This is a genomic window from Chryseobacterium sp. UNC8MFCol (genome assembly GCF_000482305.1).
Taxonomy (GTDB): domain Bacteria; phylum Bacteroidota; class Bacteroidia; order Flavobacteriales; family Weeksellaceae; genus Chryseobacterium; species Chryseobacterium indologenes.
On the sequence record NZ_AXUZ01000012.1, the window covers coordinates 253,870 to 273,851 of the forward strand.

Annotated in this window: 18 protein-coding genes and 1 pseudogene; 4 read left to right on the forward strand and 15 right to left on the reverse strand. The window is 37.5% G+C overall.

The window, feature by feature from the left end:
• Window positions 1–35: 35 nt before the first annotated feature.
• The 8 genes from M030_RS0106960 to M030_RS0107000 form a co-directional block, all read right to left on the reverse strand.
• Window positions 36–221, reverse strand: a complete 186-nt coding sequence (locus M030_RS0106960) for a hypothetical protein (protein ID WP_027372838.1) — start codon at window positions 219–221, stop codon at window positions 36–38.
• Between the two features lie 126 nt (window positions 222–347).
• Window positions 348–1,589, reverse strand: a complete 1,242-nt coding sequence (locus M030_RS0106965) for an MFS transporter (protein ID WP_027372839.1) — start codon at window positions 1,587–1,589, stop codon at window positions 348–350.
• Between the two features lie 73 nt (window positions 1,590–1,662).
• Window positions 1,663–3,228 carry a ribonuclease Y gene (gene rny / locus M030_RS0106970; RefSeq protein WP_034722227.1) on the reverse strand — a complete coding sequence of 522 codons (1,566 nt, stop codon included), beginning with the start codon at window positions 3,226–3,228 and terminating at the stop codon, window positions 1,663–1,665.
• A gap of 231 nt (window positions 3,229–3,459) precedes the next feature.
• The gene (locus M030_RS0106975) at window positions 3,460–3,747 is read right to left on the reverse strand and encodes a cell division protein ZapA (RefSeq protein ID WP_027372841.1); all 288 of its coding nucleotides are present in this window, start codon (window positions 3,745–3,747) and stop codon (window positions 3,460–3,462) included.
• Entirely contained in the window at window positions 3,747–4,049 is a 303-nt protein-coding gene (locus M030_RS0106980; RefSeq protein ID WP_027372842.1) for a hypothetical protein, read from the reverse strand. Before M030_RS0106980 ends, M030_RS0106975 begins: the two co-directional genes overlap by 1 nt.
• Before the next feature lie 138 nt (window positions 4,050–4,187).
• Window positions 4,188–4,970 (reverse strand): porin family protein, encoded by a 783-nt coding sequence (locus M030_RS0106990; RefSeq protein WP_027372843.1) that lies wholly within the window; start codon window positions 4,968–4,970, stop codon window positions 4,188–4,190.
• 3 nt (window positions 4,971–4,973) lie between these two features.
• The gene (gene ubiE, locus M030_RS0106995; RefSeq protein ID WP_027372844.1) at window positions 4,974–5,705 is read right to left on the reverse strand and encodes a bifunctional demethylmenaquinone methyltransferase/2-methoxy-6-polyprenyl-1,4-benzoquinol methylase UbiE; all 732 of its coding nucleotides are present in this window, start codon (window positions 5,703–5,705) and stop codon (window positions 4,974–4,976) included.
• A gap of 3 nt (window positions 5,706–5,708) precedes the next feature.
• A complete protein-coding gene (locus M030_RS0107000; protein ID WP_027372845.1) occupies window positions 5,709–6,278 on the reverse strand; it encodes a hypothetical protein in 570 nt (189 codons plus the stop codon).
• 101 nt (window positions 6,279–6,379) lie between these two features.
• On the opposite strand from M030_RS0107000, the gene M030_RS0107005 reads away from it, so the two are divergent.
• A complete protein-coding gene (locus tag M030_RS0107005) occupies window positions 6,380–7,453 on the forward strand; it encodes a 3-oxoacyl-ACP synthase III family protein (protein WP_027372846.1) in 1,074 nt (357 codons plus the stop codon).
• Window positions 7,454–7,522: 69 nt separating this feature from the next.
• Window positions 7,523–8,728 carry a metallophosphoesterase gene (locus M030_RS0107010; protein ID WP_027372847.1) on the forward strand — a complete coding sequence of 402 codons (1,206 nt, stop codon included), beginning with the start codon at window positions 7,523–7,525 and terminating at the stop codon, window positions 8,726–8,728.
• 144 nt (window positions 8,729–8,872) lie between these two features.
• Here the strand turns inward: M030_RS0107010 and M030_RS0107015 are convergent, their stop codons facing one another.
• From M030_RS0107015 to M030_RS0107025, 3 genes are all read right to left on the reverse strand, one after another.
• Window positions 8,873–9,625: a polysaccharide deacetylase family protein gene (locus M030_RS0107015; RefSeq protein WP_027372848.1), complete on the reverse strand. Its 753-nt coding sequence runs from the start codon at window positions 9,623–9,625 to the stop codon at window positions 8,873–8,875.
• Between the two features lie 84 nt (window positions 9,626–9,709).
• Window positions 9,710–10,675 carry an NAD-dependent epimerase/dehydratase family protein gene (locus M030_RS0107020; RefSeq protein ID WP_027372849.1) on the reverse strand — a complete coding sequence of 322 codons (966 nt, stop codon included), beginning with the start codon at window positions 10,673–10,675 and terminating at the stop codon, window positions 9,710–9,712.
• Between the two features lie 133 nt (window positions 10,676–10,808).
• The gene (locus M030_RS0107025) at window positions 10,809–13,649 is read right to left on the reverse strand and encodes a TonB-dependent receptor plug domain-containing protein (RefSeq protein WP_027372850.1); all 2,841 of its coding nucleotides are present in this window, start codon (window positions 13,647–13,649) and stop codon (window positions 10,809–10,811) included.
• Between the two features lie 310 nt (window positions 13,650–13,959).
• Here M030_RS0107025 and ggt point away from each other — a divergent pair, with 310 nt between their 5' ends.
• Window positions 13,960–15,648: a gamma-glutamyltransferase gene (ggt, locus tag M030_RS0107035; protein WP_027372851.1), complete on the forward strand. Its 1,689-nt coding sequence runs from the start codon at window positions 13,960–13,962 to the stop codon at window positions 15,646–15,648.
• 162 nt (window positions 15,649–15,810) lie between these two features.
• Entirely contained in the window at window positions 15,811–17,091 is a 1,281-nt protein-coding gene (locus M030_RS0107040; protein WP_027372852.1) for a dicarboxylate/amino acid:cation symporter, read from the forward strand.
• Window positions 17,092–17,194: 103 nt separating this feature from the next.
• On the opposite strand, the gene M030_RS0107045 is transcribed toward M030_RS0107040, so the two are convergent.
• From M030_RS0107045 to M030_RS25725, 4 genes and pseudogenes are all read right to left on the reverse strand, one after another.
• Entirely contained in the window at window positions 17,195–18,046 is an 852-nt protein-coding gene (locus M030_RS0107045; protein ID WP_027372853.1) for a diacylglycerol/lipid kinase family protein, read from the reverse strand.
• 43 nt (window positions 18,047–18,089) lie between these two features.
• Complete coding sequence (locus M030_RS0107050; RefSeq protein ID WP_027372854.1) at window positions 18,090–18,914, reverse strand: RsiV family protein; 825 nt, start codon at window positions 18,912–18,914, stop codon at window positions 18,090–18,092.
• A gap of 99 nt (window positions 18,915–19,013) precedes the next feature.
• Complete coding sequence (locus M030_RS0107055) at window positions 19,014–19,541, reverse strand: hypothetical protein (RefSeq protein ID WP_185097385.1); 528 nt, start codon at window positions 19,539–19,541, stop codon at window positions 19,014–19,016.
• Between the two features lie 115 nt (window positions 19,542–19,656).
• A pseudogene (locus M030_RS25725) lies at window positions 19,657–19,982 on the reverse strand (IS5/IS1182 family transposase); the annotation flags it as partial.

The following is a 19,982-nucleotide window of genomic DNA, read 5'->3' on the forward strand; positions in this document are numbered from 1 at the left end:
CAAATGGAGAGGGTTTAACACTATAAATTGTTTCATTAGCAGGTGATGACCTGTAAACAGTTTTTGTATTTCACACAATAGGCCGGACCTGTAACCGCACCTGTACAACTACAGCCGCATTGCGAAAGATCCGGGGTTGCGATTCCCGCTACACCTCCTACGATATTTTTAAGATCGTCTTTTTTTAGCTTTTTAGCGTTTTTTAAAATTTTTTGTGACATGATGATTTGATTTTAGTTAAAATTTAATTTGTCTTCTTTCAAAAGTAATTAAAAAATAGCTCCATAAATCACAAAAAAAGTTAATTAACTCAAATTCTGACATGTAATAGTACAAAAAGGAAGTTACTATTCTGTAAATTCCAGATCTCTGTCGTGGGTTTCTGAGATGGTAAGGGCAGAATAAAAGGCGAGGCCAAAAACTACCACGCCTACGATAGCAGCACTTTCCACTACGGAAAAATTATCTTTCAGCGTATCAAATGCCAGAATCATAACCGGCACCAGACCCCTTACCATATTGGGGACGGTCGTTGTAGCTGTATTTCTGATATTGGTTCCGAACTGTTCTGCTGCGAGAGTGACAAACATAGCCCAATATCCGGTTCCAAAGCCCAACCATACACAAAATAAGTAATATTTAGTTTCTGTGTCGGTATTGCCAAAGAGCATGATGGCGACGCCCACCAAAGTGAATATCAACATATAAAATATGGCCATTTTACGGGATTTTAAAGCATGGGAGATAAAACCACTCATCAGATCTCCCACAGAAATCCCTACATAAGCCCACATGATGGCTTTTCCGGGATTAAGATCCTTAATTCCAAATTCAGGGGCAAATTGATTGGCCAAAACGGCCAGAATTCCGATACAATACCAGGTTGGCAATCCCACCGCGATGCATTTTAAATACCTTATCAGTCTATCCTTATTCGTGAAAAAGGATAGAAAATTACCTTTAGAAACATTTTTATGCACGATATTCTTATATATCCCCGACTCTGAAACACTTATCCTGAGTAACAGCAACAGAATTCCCATTACCCCGCCAATGATATAAGATATATTCCATCCTCCTGCAAGCTCTACTGTAAGCTGAGCTACAACGGCGCCCATCAGTCCGAATCCGGCAACTACTGAGGTCCCAATGGCTCTCAAACTCTTCGGCAGGCTTTCAGAAACCAATGTAATTCCCGCTCCAAGCTCCCCTGCTAACCCAATACCGGCTATAAACCTTAAAGCGGCGTATTGATAGACTAAATGCTCTTTTGGAAAATAGGGTAAAAAACCACAGGCAATATTCGCTAATGAATACACTAAAATGGATCCGAAAAGTACGGATAACCTTCCTTTTTTGTCTCCAAAAATCCCCCAGAAGACACCGCCGATCAGAAGACCAACCATTTGACAATTCAGAATAAAGGTTCCGTCTGCATCAGGGTTTAGTCCTAACGCCTTTAAACTTGGAATTCTGACAATCCCGAATAATAAAAGGTCATAGATATCGACGAAATAGCCTAAGGCAGAAATAATAACGGGAATAGAGAAAATGTACTTCAGCTTTGAAGACATGGACAGTTCTTGCATTTTTAAGTTTTGATAAAAATAAAAAACCTTTCAATTTCTTGAAAGGTTTTTATAAAATATCTTTGTCCGATTATTATCTGGCAATATTCACTGCTCTTGTTTCTCTGATCACGGTCACTTTTACCTGTCCCGGATAGGTCAGTTCATTTTGGATTTTTTCAGAGATGTCATAAGAAAGCTGAGAAGCCACTTCGTCATTTACTTTTCCGCTCTCTACCATTACCCTTAATTCTCTACCGGCCTGAATTGCGTAAGCACTCGATACACCATCAAAGCTTAATGCGGCAGATTCAAGGTCTTTCAGTCTTTGGATATAAGATTCCAAGACTTGTCTTCTTGCTCCCGGTCTTGCTCCGGAAATAGCATCAGCAACCTGGATGATTGGTGATAATAATGATTTCATTTCGATCTCATCGTGGTGAGCTCCGATGGCGTTCACTACTTCTGCATTTTCACCATATTTCTCAGCCCATTGCATTCCTAACAGCGCGTGAGGTAGTTCAGATTCCTGCTCAGGAACTTTCCCGATATCGTGTAAAAGACCTGCTCTTTTTGCCAATTTTACGTTCAATCCTAATTCAGCAGCCATGGTTGCAGCGATATTGGCGACTTCTCTTGAGTGCTGCAGTAAGTTTTGTCCGTATGAAGAACGGTACTTCATTCTTCCGACAATTTTGATCAGTTCAGGGTGCAATCCGTGGATTCCCAAATCAATGATGGTTCTCTTTCCTACTTCAATGATTTCTTCTTCGATTTGTTTTCTTGTTTTCTCCACCACCTCTTCGATTCTTGCCGGGTGAATTCTACCGTCTGTAACCAATCTGTGAAGAGATAGTCTTGCAATCTCTCTTCTTACAGGATCGAAACAAGACAAGAGAATGGCCTCCGGAGTATCGTCAACAATGATCTCAACTCCTGTTACCGCTTCTAAAGCACGGATGTTTCTACCTTCTCTACCGATAATTCTACCTTTTACTTCATCAGATTCGATATTGAAAACAGATACCGAGTTTTCGATGGCCTGCTCAGTTCCGATTCTCTGAATGGTCTGGATAACAATTTTTCTGGCTTCATTTTTAGCATTCAGCTGAGCCTCTTCCATGATTCCCTGAACGTGTGCCTGAGCTCTTGTTTTTGCTTCAGCCTTCATGGTTTCCACCAATTCCGCTTTAGCTTCTTCAGCAGTGTAATTAGAGATTTTTTCAAGTATTTCTACTTTCTTAGCAGTTGCGGTATCTAATTCCTGCTGTTTTCTTTCAAGAATTTCGTTTTTCTTAGAATAATCTGCAATCTGTTTGTCTAAATCCTTTTCAAGCTTTCCTACTTTGCTAAGCTCATCGTTAAGCTTATGTTCCTTATCCTTCGTTCTTTTCTCAACCTCCTGCATTTTCTTTTCACGAGACTGGATATCAGCATCATGCTGAGATTTCAGTTCCAGGAATTTTTCTTTGGCCTGAAGGTTCTTTTCTTTCTTTATGGATTCAGCCTGTACGTTTGCTTTTTCTATAAGGTTTTCGGCATTTTTCTTTGCATCGTCTATGATAAACTTTGCTTTCGTATTGAGCGAGCTTTTAGAGAAAAATATCCCTATTACGGCCCCAATAACTAAACAAATAACGCCGACTATAACTTCTATCATAATATATATTGAGTTTTAATTGTATTCATATCTTTTTAAATAAAAAAAGCCCACAATAATCCAGAGATTGAGAGTAAACTCCTAATCAACACGATTTGAACTGATTTCCACTGTCTGTAATCCGGAGACCGGCACGCCATTCAATGGACATTTGTTCGGTAATTGTTTAGCGTTGAGTTTACCTTTAATGTGTTAGAATTATTGTAGGCAGTCTTTTTCAGGAAAAAAAATCTATTTCCCGATTTCATTCAATGACTGATTAATTTGGGTTAATCTGTCGTTGGTAGAATTAATATTTTTTTCGTAATTAAGAGATACTACCTCAGCATTGGTTCCCAGTTTCAGGGCACACATCGCCAAAGCATCCTGTTTATCTCTTACATCGAAGTTTTGTTCAAAATCTTTAATCATATTTTCGATCTGCTTCCCGACTTTACGCAAAGTCTCCTCCTCTGCTGCCGGTACGTTCAGCGGATATACCCTTCCTGCAATGTTTACGGTTATTCTCCTTACCTCCATTATAGTCCACTGTTTTGAAGCTGAGCAATACAGAAATCAATTTCTTTCACCAATCTGTTGATATGATTTTTCATTAACCTATTGTGTTCAGGATTTCCTGATATTGCTGAATAAAGTTTTATATTTTTTTGTTCTTCTGCTAATACCTGATTTCTTCTTCTTTCCTCATCATACTTCTTCTTCAAATCTTCATGCTCAGTACTTAATTCCGCTAACTTTTCAGTAAGATTTCTGTAATTCTTTTGAAGAGCCAAAATCTTTCTCTCTAATTCTGAAAAATTGTTTTCTAAATTTTGAAGCATTTCAGGTTGTATATTCTAACTAGAAGCAAAAATAAAAAAATAATAACACTAACAAAAATAAAAGCCACTATATTTTGAGGTGCCAACAAAAAAGGAGATGCAAAAGCACCTCCTTTGTATTTTTCAATAGGATATTTCTTATTCAAATTTAAGGACAAACATGATAGCTCTTGTCTGTAATGTAGACACCGCAGAAGCCCAGTACGGAGGTGTAGTGGCATTATCCGCTACTTTTTCGTTGTTCATAAAGAACGTTCCTCTGATTCCCGGAGTCAGTTTAAATTTATTGAAATAAAACTGAATTCCCATTTCCGCAGACCATGCAAAATTGTGCGTGGTGGATCTGAAAATGCCCTGCATATTATCATCGGTAGAAGATGCATTAGACTGCAGGTTCACAATATAGTTTACCCCTGCAGCAACATAAGGCCTTGAATTGTACCATCTCTGCCCATGAAGTTCCAGCATTACAGGAATATCTACCAGGGTAGATTTGATTTCTCTTACTTTATCTTTTTCCTGTAAAGGGATCGGCATGAAAGGAGGATTGGTTAAAGATCCGCCGGCATAGATGTCATTTGATTGCGTATTAAAAGTCAACTGTCTTTGAGCAAACTGTAAACCAGGTTCTAATCTTACATCAAGATAGTCGTTCAGTCTCCATTTTGCGATAAGACCGGCACCGAAACTGTAACTTTCTTTAGAGGTAACAAGATTCTGATTTTCATTCATACCGTACCTAGGGTGCAGTACAATGCGGTAGTCTAGTCTGTTCCCGTTCAGATAAAACCCCCAGCTGAATTTTTGTTCGTCGAAATCTTCCAACTTATCCATTCTGTTTCGGGTTCTAAATTGCGCGTTTGCAAAAACGGCAACATTTACTGAGGTCAAAACCAGTGCTTTTAATAGAAATTTATTCATAGGTTACTTTGTTGCTTTGTAAATTGTGGCTATACCTAAACTTAATTTTTTATATTCTACTTTCTTAAATCCCGTATCTAAAAGAATTTGCTTCATCTTTTCCCCGAAAGGAAAAGCATTTACAGAATCCGGAAGGTATGTATACGCCCTATTATCTTTAGAAACCAATCTGCCAATGGCAGGCAATATATTTTTGAAATAAAACATATACAATGGCCCCATGAAACCCTCAACCTTTGAAAACTCCAGTATATAAACACTCTTGTTATCTTTAACTACTCTTCTTAACTCTGCCAAACCTTTGGTAAGGTTTTCAAAATTCCTTACTCCAAATGCAACGGAAACGGCATCGAATCTATTGTCCTCGAAAGGTAAATTTTCTGCATCTCCTTTTTGCATGGAAATTTTGCCGTCTAATTTAAGTTTTTTTATTTTAATAACGCCAACATTGAGCATTTGTTGTGATAAATCTAAACCAACTACTTTGGAACCGGTTCCTTTTTCGATCGTAATTGCCAGATCTCCCGTTCCAGTAGCCACATCCAGCACTTCCTGCGGGTTATCATTTTTCATCCATTTTACCAGTTTATTTCTCCATAAAACATCAATTTTCATGGATAAAACATGGTTCAGAAGGTCATACTTCGGCGCAATATTGTCGAACATATCCTCCACCTGGCTTTTTTTTGTAGCCCCTGTATCGTAGGGAGTAACTTTGGTAATATCTTTTGTCAAAACTTAAAACTTGTAATATTCTTTATAATAATTTAGGTAATCCTGCTTTCTGAAGATTTTGGATCTTGATTCCACTTTCTGGATATTTTTGATCACTTTGTCATAATCTTCATCAACATTGTAATAAAAATCTTCTGTGTAAAGCTTGTTGAAACGCTTTGCTCCTCCGACATAATCTTTTCCATCAATCACGGTCTTGTCAAGGGACATCAACAGTGAATCTTTTTTAAGATTATACCCGTAGTACTGGTCATTCACGTAGTAATCCTGGTGAGCAATGTTCAGCAAACCACGAAGTTTGTTTACTTCAAATGCCGAATCGTACAGCATTTTTTTATTCTGGTCAAAAACCTGAATAGAGTTTTTCCCCTTCTTCAGATCCACATGCACATACTGCCCCGCAGAAATGATTCCTTCGGAACCATTATTAATCTTAAAATAATAGGTATTCGGGGTAGGATTATCTACAACATAATAATTCTTCTTGGCTAAAAAAAGGAAGTAGATCCCAAAGGCAACGATAAACGCCACAGCTGCAATAAGTAAGCCTTTCAAGGACGAGTTGTTTTTCATAGATTGTAAAGTACAATTTTTGCAAATTTAATAATATTTTTAATTCTCCGTTATTAATATTAATTATTAACTTTGCATCTTTAAAAAAATCATATAAACGAATGCCGAATACGATCATTATTGGCTCTGGATCTTACATTCCGAACAGAGTTATTGGTAGAGATTACTTCATGAATTCCGAGTTCTATACTGAAGACGGAGTAAAGATTGAAAAGCCTGTGGAAGAGACCATTGCGAAGTTTGTAGAAATTACAGAAATCGAAAACAGGAGATTCATTGAGGATGATCTTTCCAACTCACAAATCGGATATGAAGCCGCTAAAATTGCCCTTGAGGATGCAAAAGTAGACGGCGAAGAACTGGATTATATTATTTACGCAAGTAATTTCGGGGAAGTTACTGAGAACGGATATGCTGATTTCATGCCTACAATGGCTGCCAGAGTAAAGAATAAGCTGGGTATTAAAAACAGAAAATGCGTAACGTATGATATGCTTTTCGGATGTCCGGGATGGGTAGAAGCTATGATTTTAGCAGACAACCTGATTAAAGCTAACGTAGCAAAAACAATTCTGGTTGTTGGAGGTGAAACATTAAGCCGTGTAACAGATCCACATGACAGAAACAGAATGATCTTTGCTGACGGTGCGGGAGCTGTAGTCGTAAAAGCCACTGACGATGAAAATGTAGGAATCATTGCTCACAATACAATCTGTGACAATGGCCCTGAATTAAATTACCTTGAGAATGCTCCGTCTATCAATAAAGAAGTTGACCAAAAGCGCCTTTACGTAAGAATGCTGGGAAGAAAAATTTATGAGTACGCTCTTAAAAACGTTCCCGTTGCCATCAAGGAAACGATCACAGATGCAGGACTATCCATTGAAGATATTGACAAAATCCTGATCCACCAGGCTAACGCGAAGATGGATTATGCCATGATTGAAAGGCTTCACAGACTTTATGATATCAAAGAGTATGATCATGCGATCTCTCCAATGACTATTCAGGACTTAGGGAACACCTCTGTTGCAACCATTCCTACGATGTATGATTTAATAATTAAAGGAAAAATGGCTGGTCAATCGTTTAAAGATAACGGGAACATTGTGATGACTTCGGTAGGTGCCGGAATGAACATCAATGCTCTTGTTTACAGATTTCCTAAAAAATAGCATTTAAACAATTAAAAATATAAAAAAGCACAAAGGAAATCTTCTTTTGTGCTTTTTTTACATCAGATTATGCAAAAGAATCTTTTAATCATTGCCGGAATCTTCCTGTTTTTGGAGATTTATATTTATCAGGCCGTAAGAACACTGACCGATAATTTCTGGCTGAGAACCGGCTACTGGGCAGTATCTCTGGTTATCTACGGAATTTTCGCCTACGAGGTAACCCATTATCAAAGGTCGGACCGCAGTATGATAAGAGCACAGATCATGATTTCACTGTTCCTGGTATTTATCCTTCCTAAAATCTTTGTCGTTTTATTTTTACTGATAGATGATATTTTCAGAATCGGAAGTTATGCTATCGGATTTACCCAGTCTGCAGATAATTTCTTTCCCGAGAGAAGAAAATTCCTGAGCCTTGCGGGACTGGGAATGGGCGGAGTGCTTTCTTTGTTGTTTATTGACGGAATAACGTTCGGGAAATACCGTCATAAAGTAAGAAGAATCAAAGTAAAGCTGGCGAATCTTCCCCAAAGCTTTAAAGGTTACAAAATCATCCAGATCTCCGATGTGCATAGCGGAAGCTTTTCAGACCCGGGGAAACTGCAACATGCTATTGATCTGATCAATGAGCAGAATCCGGATCTTGTTTTATTTACCGGAGATATGGTAAATAATGTAGCGGACGAATTCAAACCTTTTATTCCTCTGTTTTCGAAGATCAAAGCGAAAGACGGCAAGTTTGCGGTCCTGGGAAACCATGATTACGGAGATTATGTAACCTGGACTTCCCTTGATGCTAAAAAACAGAATCTGGACACCCTTATCGACTATGAAAAGCAAGCCGGCTTTGATATGCTGAGAAATGAGCACCGTGTCATTGAGAAAAACGGCGAAAAACTATACATCCTGGGGGTTGAAAACTGGGGACTGAAACCGTTTCCTCAATTTGGGAAGATCGATGATGCTTTGAAGGGGATTCCTGAATCTGCAACCAAGATCTTGATGAGCCACGACCCTACTCATTTTGATTATGTTGTAAAAAAACATCCGGGAAACATTCACCTGACACTTTCGGGACATACTCATGGGATGCAGTTTGGCCTGGACCTTAAAAATATAAAATGGTCGCCGGTTCAATACCGCTATCCAAAGTGGGCTGATTTATACGAAAGTGAGGGAAAGATGCTGTATGTCAACCGAGGTTTCGGGGTACTGGGATATCCTGGAAGAGTGGGCGTATTGCCGGAAATTACCCTTTTTGAACTGAATTAGAGATACGGGATCGAGTTACGAGTTACGTGGTGGACAATGGCTATTTTTGTGGATGGCTATCTTAAACTTGGAATCTTGAGCTTAAACCCTTTAATTTAGCACCTGCTACCTAATAGCTGCTACCTAATAACCGCTACCCAACATCTAAAAAATATAATCTTTCATACGGGAAACAGCAAGCTCTTTCCCATTAATAAAACTCAGGAGGGCATCTAATTTGTCCTCCATTTTTCTGCCTGAAAACAAAGTTCTGTAAAAAGGAATATCAAAACGGTATTTTTTAAAATCCGTAAACTGCCAGGTATTGAGATAGATCAGTACAAATTCTTCATTCTGTAATGTTTCCAGCATCATATTCTGGTAATATTTCATCGGCAGGATCTGAAAGGTAAAATCATTATAGGGCAACTGACTGTATGGTGAGATGCTTTCAGGAACAATACTCAATCCGTCTTCTTCCGTTATTTCAGTATCTCTTTTCAGTCTTTTAAAAGGAAAAAGAATATTGGCATTGTCGATATTGGAAACATAATTAAATTCCAGAAGCTTCAGACGTTCCTGAGGGATCTTTACATCCTTCTGACGGATTCCCCGAATTTGTTTTTCGAGCAGGTCCTGAATATTTTTCTTGGCATTTTCAATGTCATCAAGATTTGAATCTTTATTATAAAAAGCAATTTCATGCCCTTTGGATGAAATTGCTTTTATAAGATTCTGCAGTTTTCCGGTAAGGGAAACCTCCACAAAAAAACTTGCTTTTATATCATGAATATCTAAAATTCTGAGAATGGCTTTTGTATTCTCTTCAGTGATTTTCAATCTTTCTTCATCGGTTATTTTGAAGCTGTTTTTTACCTCAGCCTCAATTTCTATAATGTTGAAAGTTAATAAAATCATTTAAATTAAATTTTAGATAAAAATTATAATATACTAAAAATCAGATGTTAAATAAAAGTTTAAATAAAGCTTTACTTTACATCATTAATTCTTTTCTAATTTCACTTTTAGATTTTTGATCATGTCTTTCGACATTTCTGAAATTCCAAAATCATAAGACAGTCCCCAGTCTTTTTTCGCTACGGAATCATCAATTGAGGCCGGCCACGAATCCGCAATTGCCTGTCTGAAATCCGGCTGATAATCGATTGAGAAATCAGGAATTTCTTTCTTGATTTCTTCTGCCAATTCTTTCGGCGTAAATGACATTCCTCCTAAATTATAAGACGAACGAACGGTCAGACTTTCTTTGGGGGCATCCATTAACTTCAGGGTTGCGTTAATAGCATCGTCCATATACAACATCGGCATTCCGGTGTTTTCAGAAATGAAGCTTGTATATTTGCCCTCCTCTATTGCTTTGTAGAAAATCTCAACAGCGTAATCGGTTGTTCCGCCACCTGCAGGAGTTTTCCATGAAATCAATCCGGGATATCTGATACTTCTTACATCCACACCATATTTGTCGAAATAATACTCGCACCACTTTTCACCCGCCATTTTTGAGATCCCATATACGGTAGTAGGATTCAGAACGACATCCTGTCCTACATCATGCTTAGGAATTCCTTTTCCAAATACAGCGATAGAACTTGGCCAGAAGATCTTTTTAAGAAGTCCTTCTTTCGCCATTTCACAAAAATGAAGCAGAGGTTCAAGATTTAATTTCCATGCAAAAATTGGCTGCTTTTCAGAAGTTCCGGATAAGAGGGAAGCTAAGTGGTACACTGTAGTGATATCATAATCTTTAATCACCTGTCTCACTAACTGCGTATTGGTTACATCCATTCTTTCATAATGCCCCGCAGAAGTAATCCCTTCCTGCCATCTGTCCAGTCCTGAAGCAACAACATTTTCTGCTCCGTGAATTTCAACAAGTCTGTTCGTCAATTCGGTGCCGATTTGTCCCAAGGCACCTGTAATCAGTATTCTTTCCGTATAGGATTCCATTTTTCAGATTTTTTTAGAATTGTACAAAAGTAAAAAAAACATGTTAACCATAATAAAAAAGGTGTATTTAAAAAAACACACCATTGATTTTCTGTAGGAAAATATTTCAAAATTGAGGTATAACCGGATCCGGTTAAAAGCTCAGATTCAACCGTACAAAGAGAAATCTTCCGTTCATTCCAAACTGGGAAATATTCCTGGAATATACAAACTGATCCTGATTAGTAAGGTCTATATTGGTTATAGGCTGACCTGAAGCATCTACGGAAGGTGTTGTCAGGGATTTTGGACCATAATTTTTATCAGGATAAATATCAAATAAGTTATTAGCCCCAATGGTCACCCTGAGTTCTTTTGTAAATTTATACCCAACCGAAAGGTCAGTGATCACTTTACCTCCCCATACCGGATGTTCAGTGGGAACCACCTGATCGTTAACAATGCTGCTATCTACCATTCCATCTCCGTTAACATCTGTTGTATTGGGATCGGTAACCTTTCCGAAATAGACATTCCTTAAAAGGATACTAAAATTATTAAATTCCAAAGAATTATTCAATGAAGCTTTAAATCGCGGCACGGCTTCTTCAAGGTAAACACGACTCGTTTCAGAATAATACCGGTTGATCTGTCCTGCATTCACTAAGACATCCGAGCCTTTGATATCTCCTACCCTGTTAGTTTTAGATACCGTAACTGCTAAATCAGAATTCAGCGATACTTTTTCGGAGGCTTTAAACCGATGTGAAATTACGCCTTCTATTCCTTTGGTCTGAGTATCAATAGCATTAGCAAAGAAGGTCGCTGCATTGGCATTAGCTTTATCAAAACCTTGCTGAAGGTCATATTCCGGACTTCCCGCAGGGAATGTACCTACAGGTCTCGAAAACTGATCTGTTAAAACCACCCTGTTTTTTATTCTGATATAATACCCATCTACTGTAAATGTCAGATTTGCCTGTGGAATTTTAGCCGTAAAACCTGCAGAAAAACTTTTAGATTCTTCTTGTTTTAACTGCGGAATACCCAATATCTGTGCAACATTAGAATCATTGGAGAATGTCCCTACTTCAAAAGCTGTTCCTCCGACGAATTGAGTGGCGGTTGCATTAAAATAAATCTGTTGTAAAGAAGGAGCTCTGAATCCTGTAGAATGAGCTGCTCTGATATTGATGTTATTGGTAAGCTTATATCTCGTAGCGACTTTATAGTTAAAGGTAGATCCAAAATCGGAATAATTCTCATATCTCAACGCTGCACTTAGTAACCAACGGTCGGTAACATCCAATTCTGTATCAAGATAAGCGGCCACAGAACTTCTTCCTTTTTTCAAAGCATTCTCAGGTCTGAATCCTGGAAATACCTGTGCACCTCCTGGTCTCGTGGCGCCCATAAAGTCTGTAGGTTTCAATGAAGCAGGAGTTCCGGGAGTTTGTATATTTCCATTAATATCATAAAGTGCCCAGGAAGCTTCTTCGCCGCTTTCTATTTTATATCTTTCCAGCCTTACTTCTCCGCCAAATGCAACGTTAAACCCTTTCAGCCAATCGAATTTGGTATCAAAATCAGCATTAATGGTGTTTTGCAGGAATCCCAAACCTCCTGCCCTAAACTTTCTTTGATCTGAACCCAACAAGGAAGTATTGGCTGTATTTTTTATCGTATAATCAAATGTATTCTGCCCGAAAGTATTACTGATATCATAGCCCACCTTTCCTATTTTCCCTTTAAAACCGGCTGCCAGTGAAAGATCAATCACATCAGAAGCGATTTCCGGAAGAAAACCGTTAGGATAAAGTGAAGTAGGCGTCCGGCTTTGATTGGGTCTTCTGTAAAATCCCGCTGCATTTCCCTGTCTGTAAGAAACACCTCCGAAAGCATATCCACGAACAGATGGAGAAAGATCAAATTCAGAATTCATAAAAAATTGACCCGACCCCAACTTAGATTGTCCTACCCGCATATTGAAATCATTTCTTTCAAGCCCTCTGTACGCTAATTCATTGCTTGTAACATCAGCTTTTAAAATTGATTGTAAATCAGGAATTGTGTTGGCATTCTGGATACCCGCCAGCATTGAAGGACTGAAGTACTTGACATAAGGAGCATATTGATGAATATAATTAATAATCTGTTGGGTATTGGAAGTATTCCCAATATTCCCGAATAAAGAATTGATATCAACTCCATTTTCTCGAGCTCTCTGTTCAATGGCATTATAGGCATTAAAAATATCTCCCGTAGCCGTTCCTGCCCTACTTGTAGCGTCTCTGTTCAGAAAACTTGCCGTAAAATTAAGAAATCCTGTCGCCCCCAATTTTGTACCATAATTCAGATCAACCTGGTACTTTCCGCCATCCCAACCGCCTCGATGATCATTAGCTCCCTTCGAATTAAAGCCACCGGCCGTGATCGCAGCGGTAAGATTGTTTGTATTTTTCTTCATAATAACATTGATCACTCCTGCGATGGCATCCGAACCATACTGCGCAGAAGCTCCATCCCTTAATACCTCAAGCCTTTCAATAGCAAAAGCAGGAATTGCATTGAGGTCTGTTCCCACAGAACCTCTTCCCGGGGAACCATTAATATTGACCAGCGACGAAGTATGTCTTCGTTTTCCATTAAGCAATACAAGAACCTGGTCCGGTCCTAAACCTCTTAATTGCGCAGGATCCACATGATCTGTCCCATCTGCAACTGTGGTAGAATTGGAAGTAAAGGAAGGTGCTGCATAGTTCAAAATCTGATTAAGATCCATCTGCGGGCTAAGGACCGATTGTGACCCTATATTGATTACATCTACCGGAACCGGCGTATCAGTAGCTACCCTGCTTTTATTTCTCGATCCAACAGTAATTTTAATTTCATCAACAGTTTTTACTTTTATTGTATCTGTTGCCTGGGCATAAACATTAGCCGTAACAAAGAATAACATTCCTAAAGAAGTAATTTTCTGGTATTTTTTTCTCATTCTGTATTTTTTATCAAATGTAGCAAATTACAACACAAAAACATACATTTTATTCATCAAAAAACAATATTAACCAACAAAACATCAAATAAATACAATATTTACTAAAAATAAAATAAAACCATTTAAATTTTAATACAAAAAAAATTAAAGTATTAAAATATTTTTCACTAAGTCGAATATTCAGATGTAATAATGATCTTGATTTTATCATTTCAAAAATCAGAAAAGGAAAAAAAAGGTTTAAGAACAATCAACACCAACGGTTTACATAAAAATCGGTAATTTTGTTATAAAGAAAAACAATCATATGAAGAAGATCTTAATTGCTTCGATCCTGTTGATAAGTCAACTGAGCTGGGCTCAGTTGACCAATTTCAATACTATTAAGGAAGTTCAGGTAAAAAATAAGGGCGTTGTAGTTTCTGCACATCCCTTAGCCAGTGAAGCGGGAGCCGCAATCTTAAGGATGGGAGGAAATGCCTATGATGCTATTACCGCAACACAGTATGCACTGGCTGTTGTCTATCCGCAAGCAGGCAATATCGGAGGTGGCGGATTTTTAGTAGGGGTAAAAAACAATGGGGAAAAATTTACATTAGATTACAGGGAAACAGCTCCGAAAAAAGCTTCCCGGGATATGTATATTGATAAAAAAGGAAAAGCCGATACCGATCTTTCTCAAAACGGAAGACTGGCAGTAGGAATTCCGGGAAGTGTTGCCGGTTTTTTTGCTACTTTAAAGCACTGCAAGCTACCTATGGAAAAGATTATTCAGCCTGCCATTGATCTTGCTGAAAAAGGATTTGCCATCACAGATAAAGAGGCAGAAATGCTGAATAGCCAAAGAGAAAAATTTCAGAAACATAATAGGTCTTCTATTATTTTTGTAAAAGACGCTCCATGGAAAGCAGGAGATCTATTAATTCAAAAAGACCTTGCCGAAACCTTAAAGCTCATCCAAAAATTGGGAGCAAAAGGATTTTACGAAGGAAAAACAGCTGATCTGCTGGTTGCAGAAATGAAAAGAGGCAACGGAATCATTACCCTGGAAGACCTTAAAAACTATAAAGTTGCAGAGAGAAAAGCTCTTGAATTTGACTATAAAGGAAATGATGTTGTCACCATGCCTTTACCTTCAAGTGGCGGGGTACTTCTGGCCCAAATGCTGAGAATGGCGAGTTTTGAAAATCTTGAAAAATATCAGCAGAACTCTACGAAGGCTGTTCAGATTATGACTGAAGCAGAAAGAAGAGCCTTTGCAGACAGAGCAGAATATATGGGTGACCCTGATTTTATTCAGGATAAAACTTCTTATTTGATCTCTGATGAATACCTGAAAGGCAGATGGAAAAATTTCAGTTTTGATAAAGCAACTCCAAGCTCTGAAGTGGGAAAAATCATAGCCCAGCCTAATGAATCTATGCAGACCACTCATATTTCTGTACTGGATAAGGATGGAAATGCGGCTTCTGTGACCACAACTCTTAATGGTTATTATGGAAGCAAAGTTTTGGTTTCAGGCGCAGGTTTCTTTTTAAATAACGAAATGGATGATTTCTCTATCAAGCCGGGAGTACCCAATATGTTTGGAGCCGTTGGTGGAGAAGCCAATGCCATTCAGCCTAATAAAAGAATGCTTTCATCTATGACTCCAACTATTATTCTTAAGAACGGAAAACCTTTTATGGTGGTAGGAACTCCCGGAGGAACAACCATTCCCACTTCAGTTTACCAGTCTATTGTGAATGTTGTAGATTTTAAACTGAATGCCAACATTTCAGTGAATGCACCGAAATTTCACCATCAGTGGCTTCCGGAAACGATAACTGTAGAAAATAATTTTCCGGAAAGTACCATTACCGAACTGAAAAGTAAAAATTACGTCATTGAAAAAACAAAATATATTGGAAAAACAGAGATGATTGTTCTGGATGACAAAGGGAATATCCATGCAGTCGCAGATGGTCGTGGAGATGACTCCGTGGCGGTTGAATAATCATTTCCCGTATCGGAGGAAATTACAAAATTTATAATAATACATTTGATAATGACGTTTCGGCGGGGCTTTCAGCCCCGCCGAAACTTTTTCATGACATTCGTCATGTTTTTATAAAAAATTCATACTTTCGCACTTTCAGAAATGTAAAATTATTTCACTTTGAAAGCAAAAAAAATATATCAGCATCTTTATTTCCAGGTGATCATCGCAATTGTTTCGGGCATTCTTTTAGGACAATTCTATCCTGAATTGGGAGAAAAAATGAAACCACTGGGAGATGGTTTTATCAAACTTGTAAAAATGATCATTGCTCCGGTTATTTTCATTACCCTTACTTTGGGTATTGCTCATATGACTGACCTAAAAAAAGTTGGAAGGATTGCTGTAAAAGCGATGATTTATTTTTTCACGTTTTCAACATTAGCTCTTATCATTGGCCTTGTGGTAGGTAATGTACTGCAACCCGGCCACGGTCTGAATATTGATCCGGCAAGTCTTTCCGGTGATGTTTCACAATATCAGGCAAAAGCCCACGAATCAACACTGACGGGCTTCATTATGAATATTATTCCTGAAACACTGTTTAGTCCCTTGGTAGGTGAAAACATACTTCAGGTTCTTTTGGTTGCTATTTTAATGGGTGTTGCATTGGTTTTAACTAAGGAAAAGAGCGGGAATGTCACTCATTTTTTACAGGATCTGTCTGCTCCGGTATTCAAAATTGTTCATATGCTCATGAAACTTGCTCCTATCGGCGCTTTCGGAGCCATGGCTTTTACGATAGGAAAATATGGTCTTCATTCGGTACTGAATCTGATATTTCTGGTAGCTACTTTTTACATTACTTCCATTCTTTTTGTCGTTCTTGTTCTGGGAGCGGTAGCATGGTATAACGGATTCAATATTTTCAAGCTTTTATTTTACCTTAAAGAGGAGCTTCTTTTGGTATTGGGAACGAGCTCTTCAGAATCTGCACTTCCGGGAATTATGGAAAAAATGGAAAAAGCAGGATGTTCGAAAGCTATAGTAGGTCTTGTAGTTCCCACAGGCTACTCGTTCAATCTGGACGGCACCAATATTTATATGACTCTGGCCTCTTTGTTTATTGCTCAGGCATTAAATATTCATCTTTCTCTTGACAAACAACTGATGCTGTTATTGATTGCTATGTTAAGCTCCAAAGGTGCTGCAGGAGTTACGGGAGCAGGATTTGTTACGTTAGCAGCAACATTAGCAGTAGTTCCGGAAATTCCGATTGCAGGAATGACCCTGATCTTAGGAATTGATAAATTTATGAGTGAATGCAGAGCGCTTACGAATGTTATCGGAAACTCTGTAGCCACAGTCGTAGTTGCCAATTGGGAAAAACAACTGGACCAGGAACAGTTTCATTATTGTTTAAATCATCCTCAGGAAGTTGAAAAAAAGATGGAAGTGTAGACAAGTTACAGAATTAAAATTCACCCATCGTTACTTCAGTTTGCAAACAGAGAATTCGTTATAAGATTTACGAAATCAGCCTGTTATCGATCAATCAGCGATTTTAAATCAAAATATTTAAGCTTGATGGCTGTACCTTCACATGAACAGGAGATTCAATCTTGTTAAACTCACCATCAAGATGCCAATTTTTGGTATTGACTTTAAATGATATTTCGGAAACGGGAAGATAGGTCACATATTCATCATCTTTCAGTCTCTTGGTAAACATTCTGAAAGCAAAAAGAGCAGAATAAGTAAGAGGAAACTTTTTTACCAAAACCATATCCACCAGTCCATCACTTTTACTCGCCTTGGGAGCAATATAGGCATTATTTCCAAACTGTCTTGTATTGGCGATATTCAGCATCAGGTATTTACCGTTATACTGCTTATATGCTTCATCAGAAAATTTCACCTTGATCGGTTTATAATTGAAGAAGGTTTTCAGGGAAACTTTAATGTAATTTTTGAATCCGCGGCTGGTTTTCTCAAATTCTTTAACTACTTTTCCATCAAATCCTGTCCCCGATACATTGATCGACAAACGGCCATTTACTGTGAACGTATCAATCTTTCTGGATTTTTTGGCTTTTATCTTTTCCAGCAACTCATCGAGGTTTTTATTAAAGCGGGTTTCATTAGAAAAACCGTTTCCTGAACCGGCCGGAAAAATGGCCAGAATTTTATCTGTATTGATCAGATTTTTTGCTACTGTAGAAATAGTACCATCCCCACCTATTGCTACGAAAATATCCACTTTATCAAAATACGTCTGAATAAACTCATCTGTTCCGGCAATAGATTCGGAGATATAATATGACGGGTTATCAACTTTTTTTTTCAGTTCGCTGAGAAACGGCTGATAATTTTTCTTAGCCGAAAAAGGATTGATGATAAAAGCTACTTTTTCCATTACCGCAAAATTAAAAAATGCTTCCTGAACCGGAAGCATTTATTTACTTAATTTTCATTCTTTCTTTAAATTCGGCATTTAAGGTTCCTTTAAGTTCTTCCCACGAAACAGGAATTGTAATATCTCCTGCAGCAAAGGCCGCAATTTCGTACGGACTATAATGGAAATACAGGTTTTTGTCATCAAAATAGAAATTACCAGAGACTGGTATTTTATCAACCAGCAGCATTTCAGAATTTTTTACCTCGCCATTCTCATCCGTTGTTCCACTTTTTATGGTATTGATATTTTTCATTAGGATCGCTTCGATTGCGCCCGATGGCATGGAAGTAATATCTTTTAATTCAAGTTTTTTATTATTCTTAAGGTCAAAAACCCTCTCCGAATATCCATATTCATCATGTGCGCCACCAATATAGGCATTGGTTTCATACTGAATATGCATATAGCCGTTGATATTGGATTTTAAATTCATGGAAGAATTTGAATACCACTTCTGAGCACGGGTCACTTCAGTAATCCAGTCCTGATTCTCCTTTTTTATAGAATTGAAATACTCATTTTTCTGATTTTCCAGAAAGGTCTGTAGTCCTGTTTTGGAAAAATCTTTAATTTTCGGATCCTGAAAATAAATACTGTCTAAGAGTTTTTTATCTTTTACTGAAGGAAAAACCAAAAGCTTTGAAGTAAAAGCAAGCGTTAATGAATCGGCAACCTTTGTAGAATCATTTATTATAACAGAATCTACGACAAAGTCTTCTGCTTGTTTTTCAGCCGTTTCCGTAACTGTTCCTGCTTTTTCATTTTTTGTACAGGCAGTAAATGCTAAGAATGAGGATAAAGCCAAAACGGCAATTGTGTTTCTCATAGTTTCAATTTTAATGGTAAATACAAAAACCATTCAAAACATGAACGGTTTTTATAAAATCTTATTCTAAAGATACTCATTTCAGAAAATATACACTAATTATTTCTTACTTAAGCTGATTACCTGGTTTTCGCAATCTGAAATCACTTTCCAAATTTGTTTAAAAGCCGGATAAAACTCCTTAGGGTAAGTTGCACGCTGTACTTCTACCTTAGTTGTTAAAATAACCTTTCCGTTTTTTTCTTCTATAATATATGAATAACCAATCTCTTTATCATCTGTTTTAATTTTCTTATTCTTTGGAAAATCAGCTATTTTATAGTTTTCAGGAATGTTGATTTCGATTCTTTTCTCTTTAACAAATCCGGAAATGAAATCAATAGGATACTTTCTAGCTTCTACCTGATTAAAAATTTCAACATCATTTTTAAGAAATAAAACGGGATTTATTATCAACTTCTCTCCAACTTTATCCAAAAGATTGCTGCTGGAAAATTTAAGCTTAGTCTCAAAGTTTGAATTGTCCAATAATTTTGAGCCCACGTCCACACTATTTATACCAAATTTATTATTAAAAGATTGATTATATTTATCATTATTAAAGTCAAAATCTTCGTATGTTTCCAAAGCATACATTCCACTTTCTTCTTGAACAAAATTACCTGTTACCTCTAAATCTTCCGGGTTTAATGTTGCTTGAATAAAATATTTTTTTTCACTTATATTATTATTTAGTCATTCCTTAAAAAGCTAATTTTTCATTTTGAAAATTATACTTGCCTAAGAAGATTTTGAGAACAACTTCGAGCCAAAAAAGAATTTGTTGTTTGATTTGGTTCAATCTCATCTTCAAATTGTATCCAATCCCTGCTAATAGAGCGTTATGAATATCTCCAGCCACTCCTTTAAGGAAGTTTAATCCTAAGGAGTGGTTTCTTTTTAAATGTGAAATACAGGGTTCTATTGCTGCTCTTGCACGGAATCTTAATCTTGCAACTTGCTGCCCATATCTTGTTTTTTCTTTTTTTGTGGGAAGCAGAATTAAGGTGCCTTCTACTTCTTTGATTC

Bases quoted from the DNA above. Each gene is read 5' to 3' on its own strand.
- M030_RS0107050 (WP_027372854.1), bottom strand. From the start codon at position 18,914: ATGAGAAACACAATTGCCGTTTTGGCTTTATCCTCATTCTTAGCATTT.
- M030_RS0106980 (WP_027372842.1), bottom strand. From the start codon at position 4,049: ATGCTTCAAAATTTAGAAAACAATTTTTCAGAATTAGAGAGAAAGATT.
- M030_RS0107010 (WP_027372847.1), top strand. From the start codon at position 7,523: ATGCAAAAGAATCTTTTAATCATTGCCGGAATCTTCCTGTTTTTGGAG.
- rny (WP_034722227.1), bottom strand. From the start codon at position 3,228: ATGATAGAAGTTATAGTCGGCGTTATTTGTTTAGTTATTGGGGCCGTA.
- M030_RS0107025 (WP_027372850.1), bottom strand. From the start codon at position 13,649: ATGAGAAAAAAATACCAGAAAATTACTTCTTTAGGAATGTTATTCTTT.
- ggt (WP_027372851.1), top strand. From the start codon at position 13,960: ATGAAGAAGATCTTAATTGCTTCGATCCTGTTGATAAGTCAACTGAGC.
- M030_RS0107020 (WP_027372849.1), bottom strand. From the start codon at position 10,675: ATGGAATCCTATACGGAAAGAATACTGATTACAGGTGCCTTGGGACAA.
- M030_RS0106990 (WP_027372843.1), bottom strand. From the start codon at position 4,970: ATGAATAAATTTCTATTAAAAGCACTGGTTTTGACCTCAGTAAATGTT.
- M030_RS0106965 (WP_027372839.1), bottom strand. From the start codon at position 1,589: ATGCAAGAACTGTCCATGTCTTCAAAGCTGAAGTACATTTTCTCTATT.
- M030_RS0106975 (WP_027372841.1), bottom strand. From the start codon at position 3,747: ATGGAGGTAAGGAGAATAACCGTAAACATTGCAGGAAGGGTATATCCG.
- M030_RS0107045 (WP_027372853.1), bottom strand. From the start codon at position 18,046: ATGGAAAAAGTAGCTTTTATCATCAATCCTTTTTCGGCTAAGAAAAAT.
- M030_RS0107005 (WP_027372846.1), top strand. From the start codon at position 6,380: ATGCCGAATACGATCATTATTGGCTCTGGATCTTACATTCCGAACAGA.
- M030_RS0107000 (WP_027372845.1), bottom strand. From the start codon at position 6,278: ATGAAAAACAACTCGTCCTTGAAAGGCTTACTTATTGCAGCTGTGGCG.
- M030_RS0107015 (WP_027372848.1), bottom strand. From the start codon at position 9,625: ATGATTTTATTAACTTTCAACATTATAGAAATTGAGGCTGAGGTAAAA.
- M030_RS0106960 (WP_027372838.1), bottom strand. From the start codon at position 221: ATGTCACAAAAAATTTTAAAAAACGCTAAAAAGCTAAAAAAAGACGAT.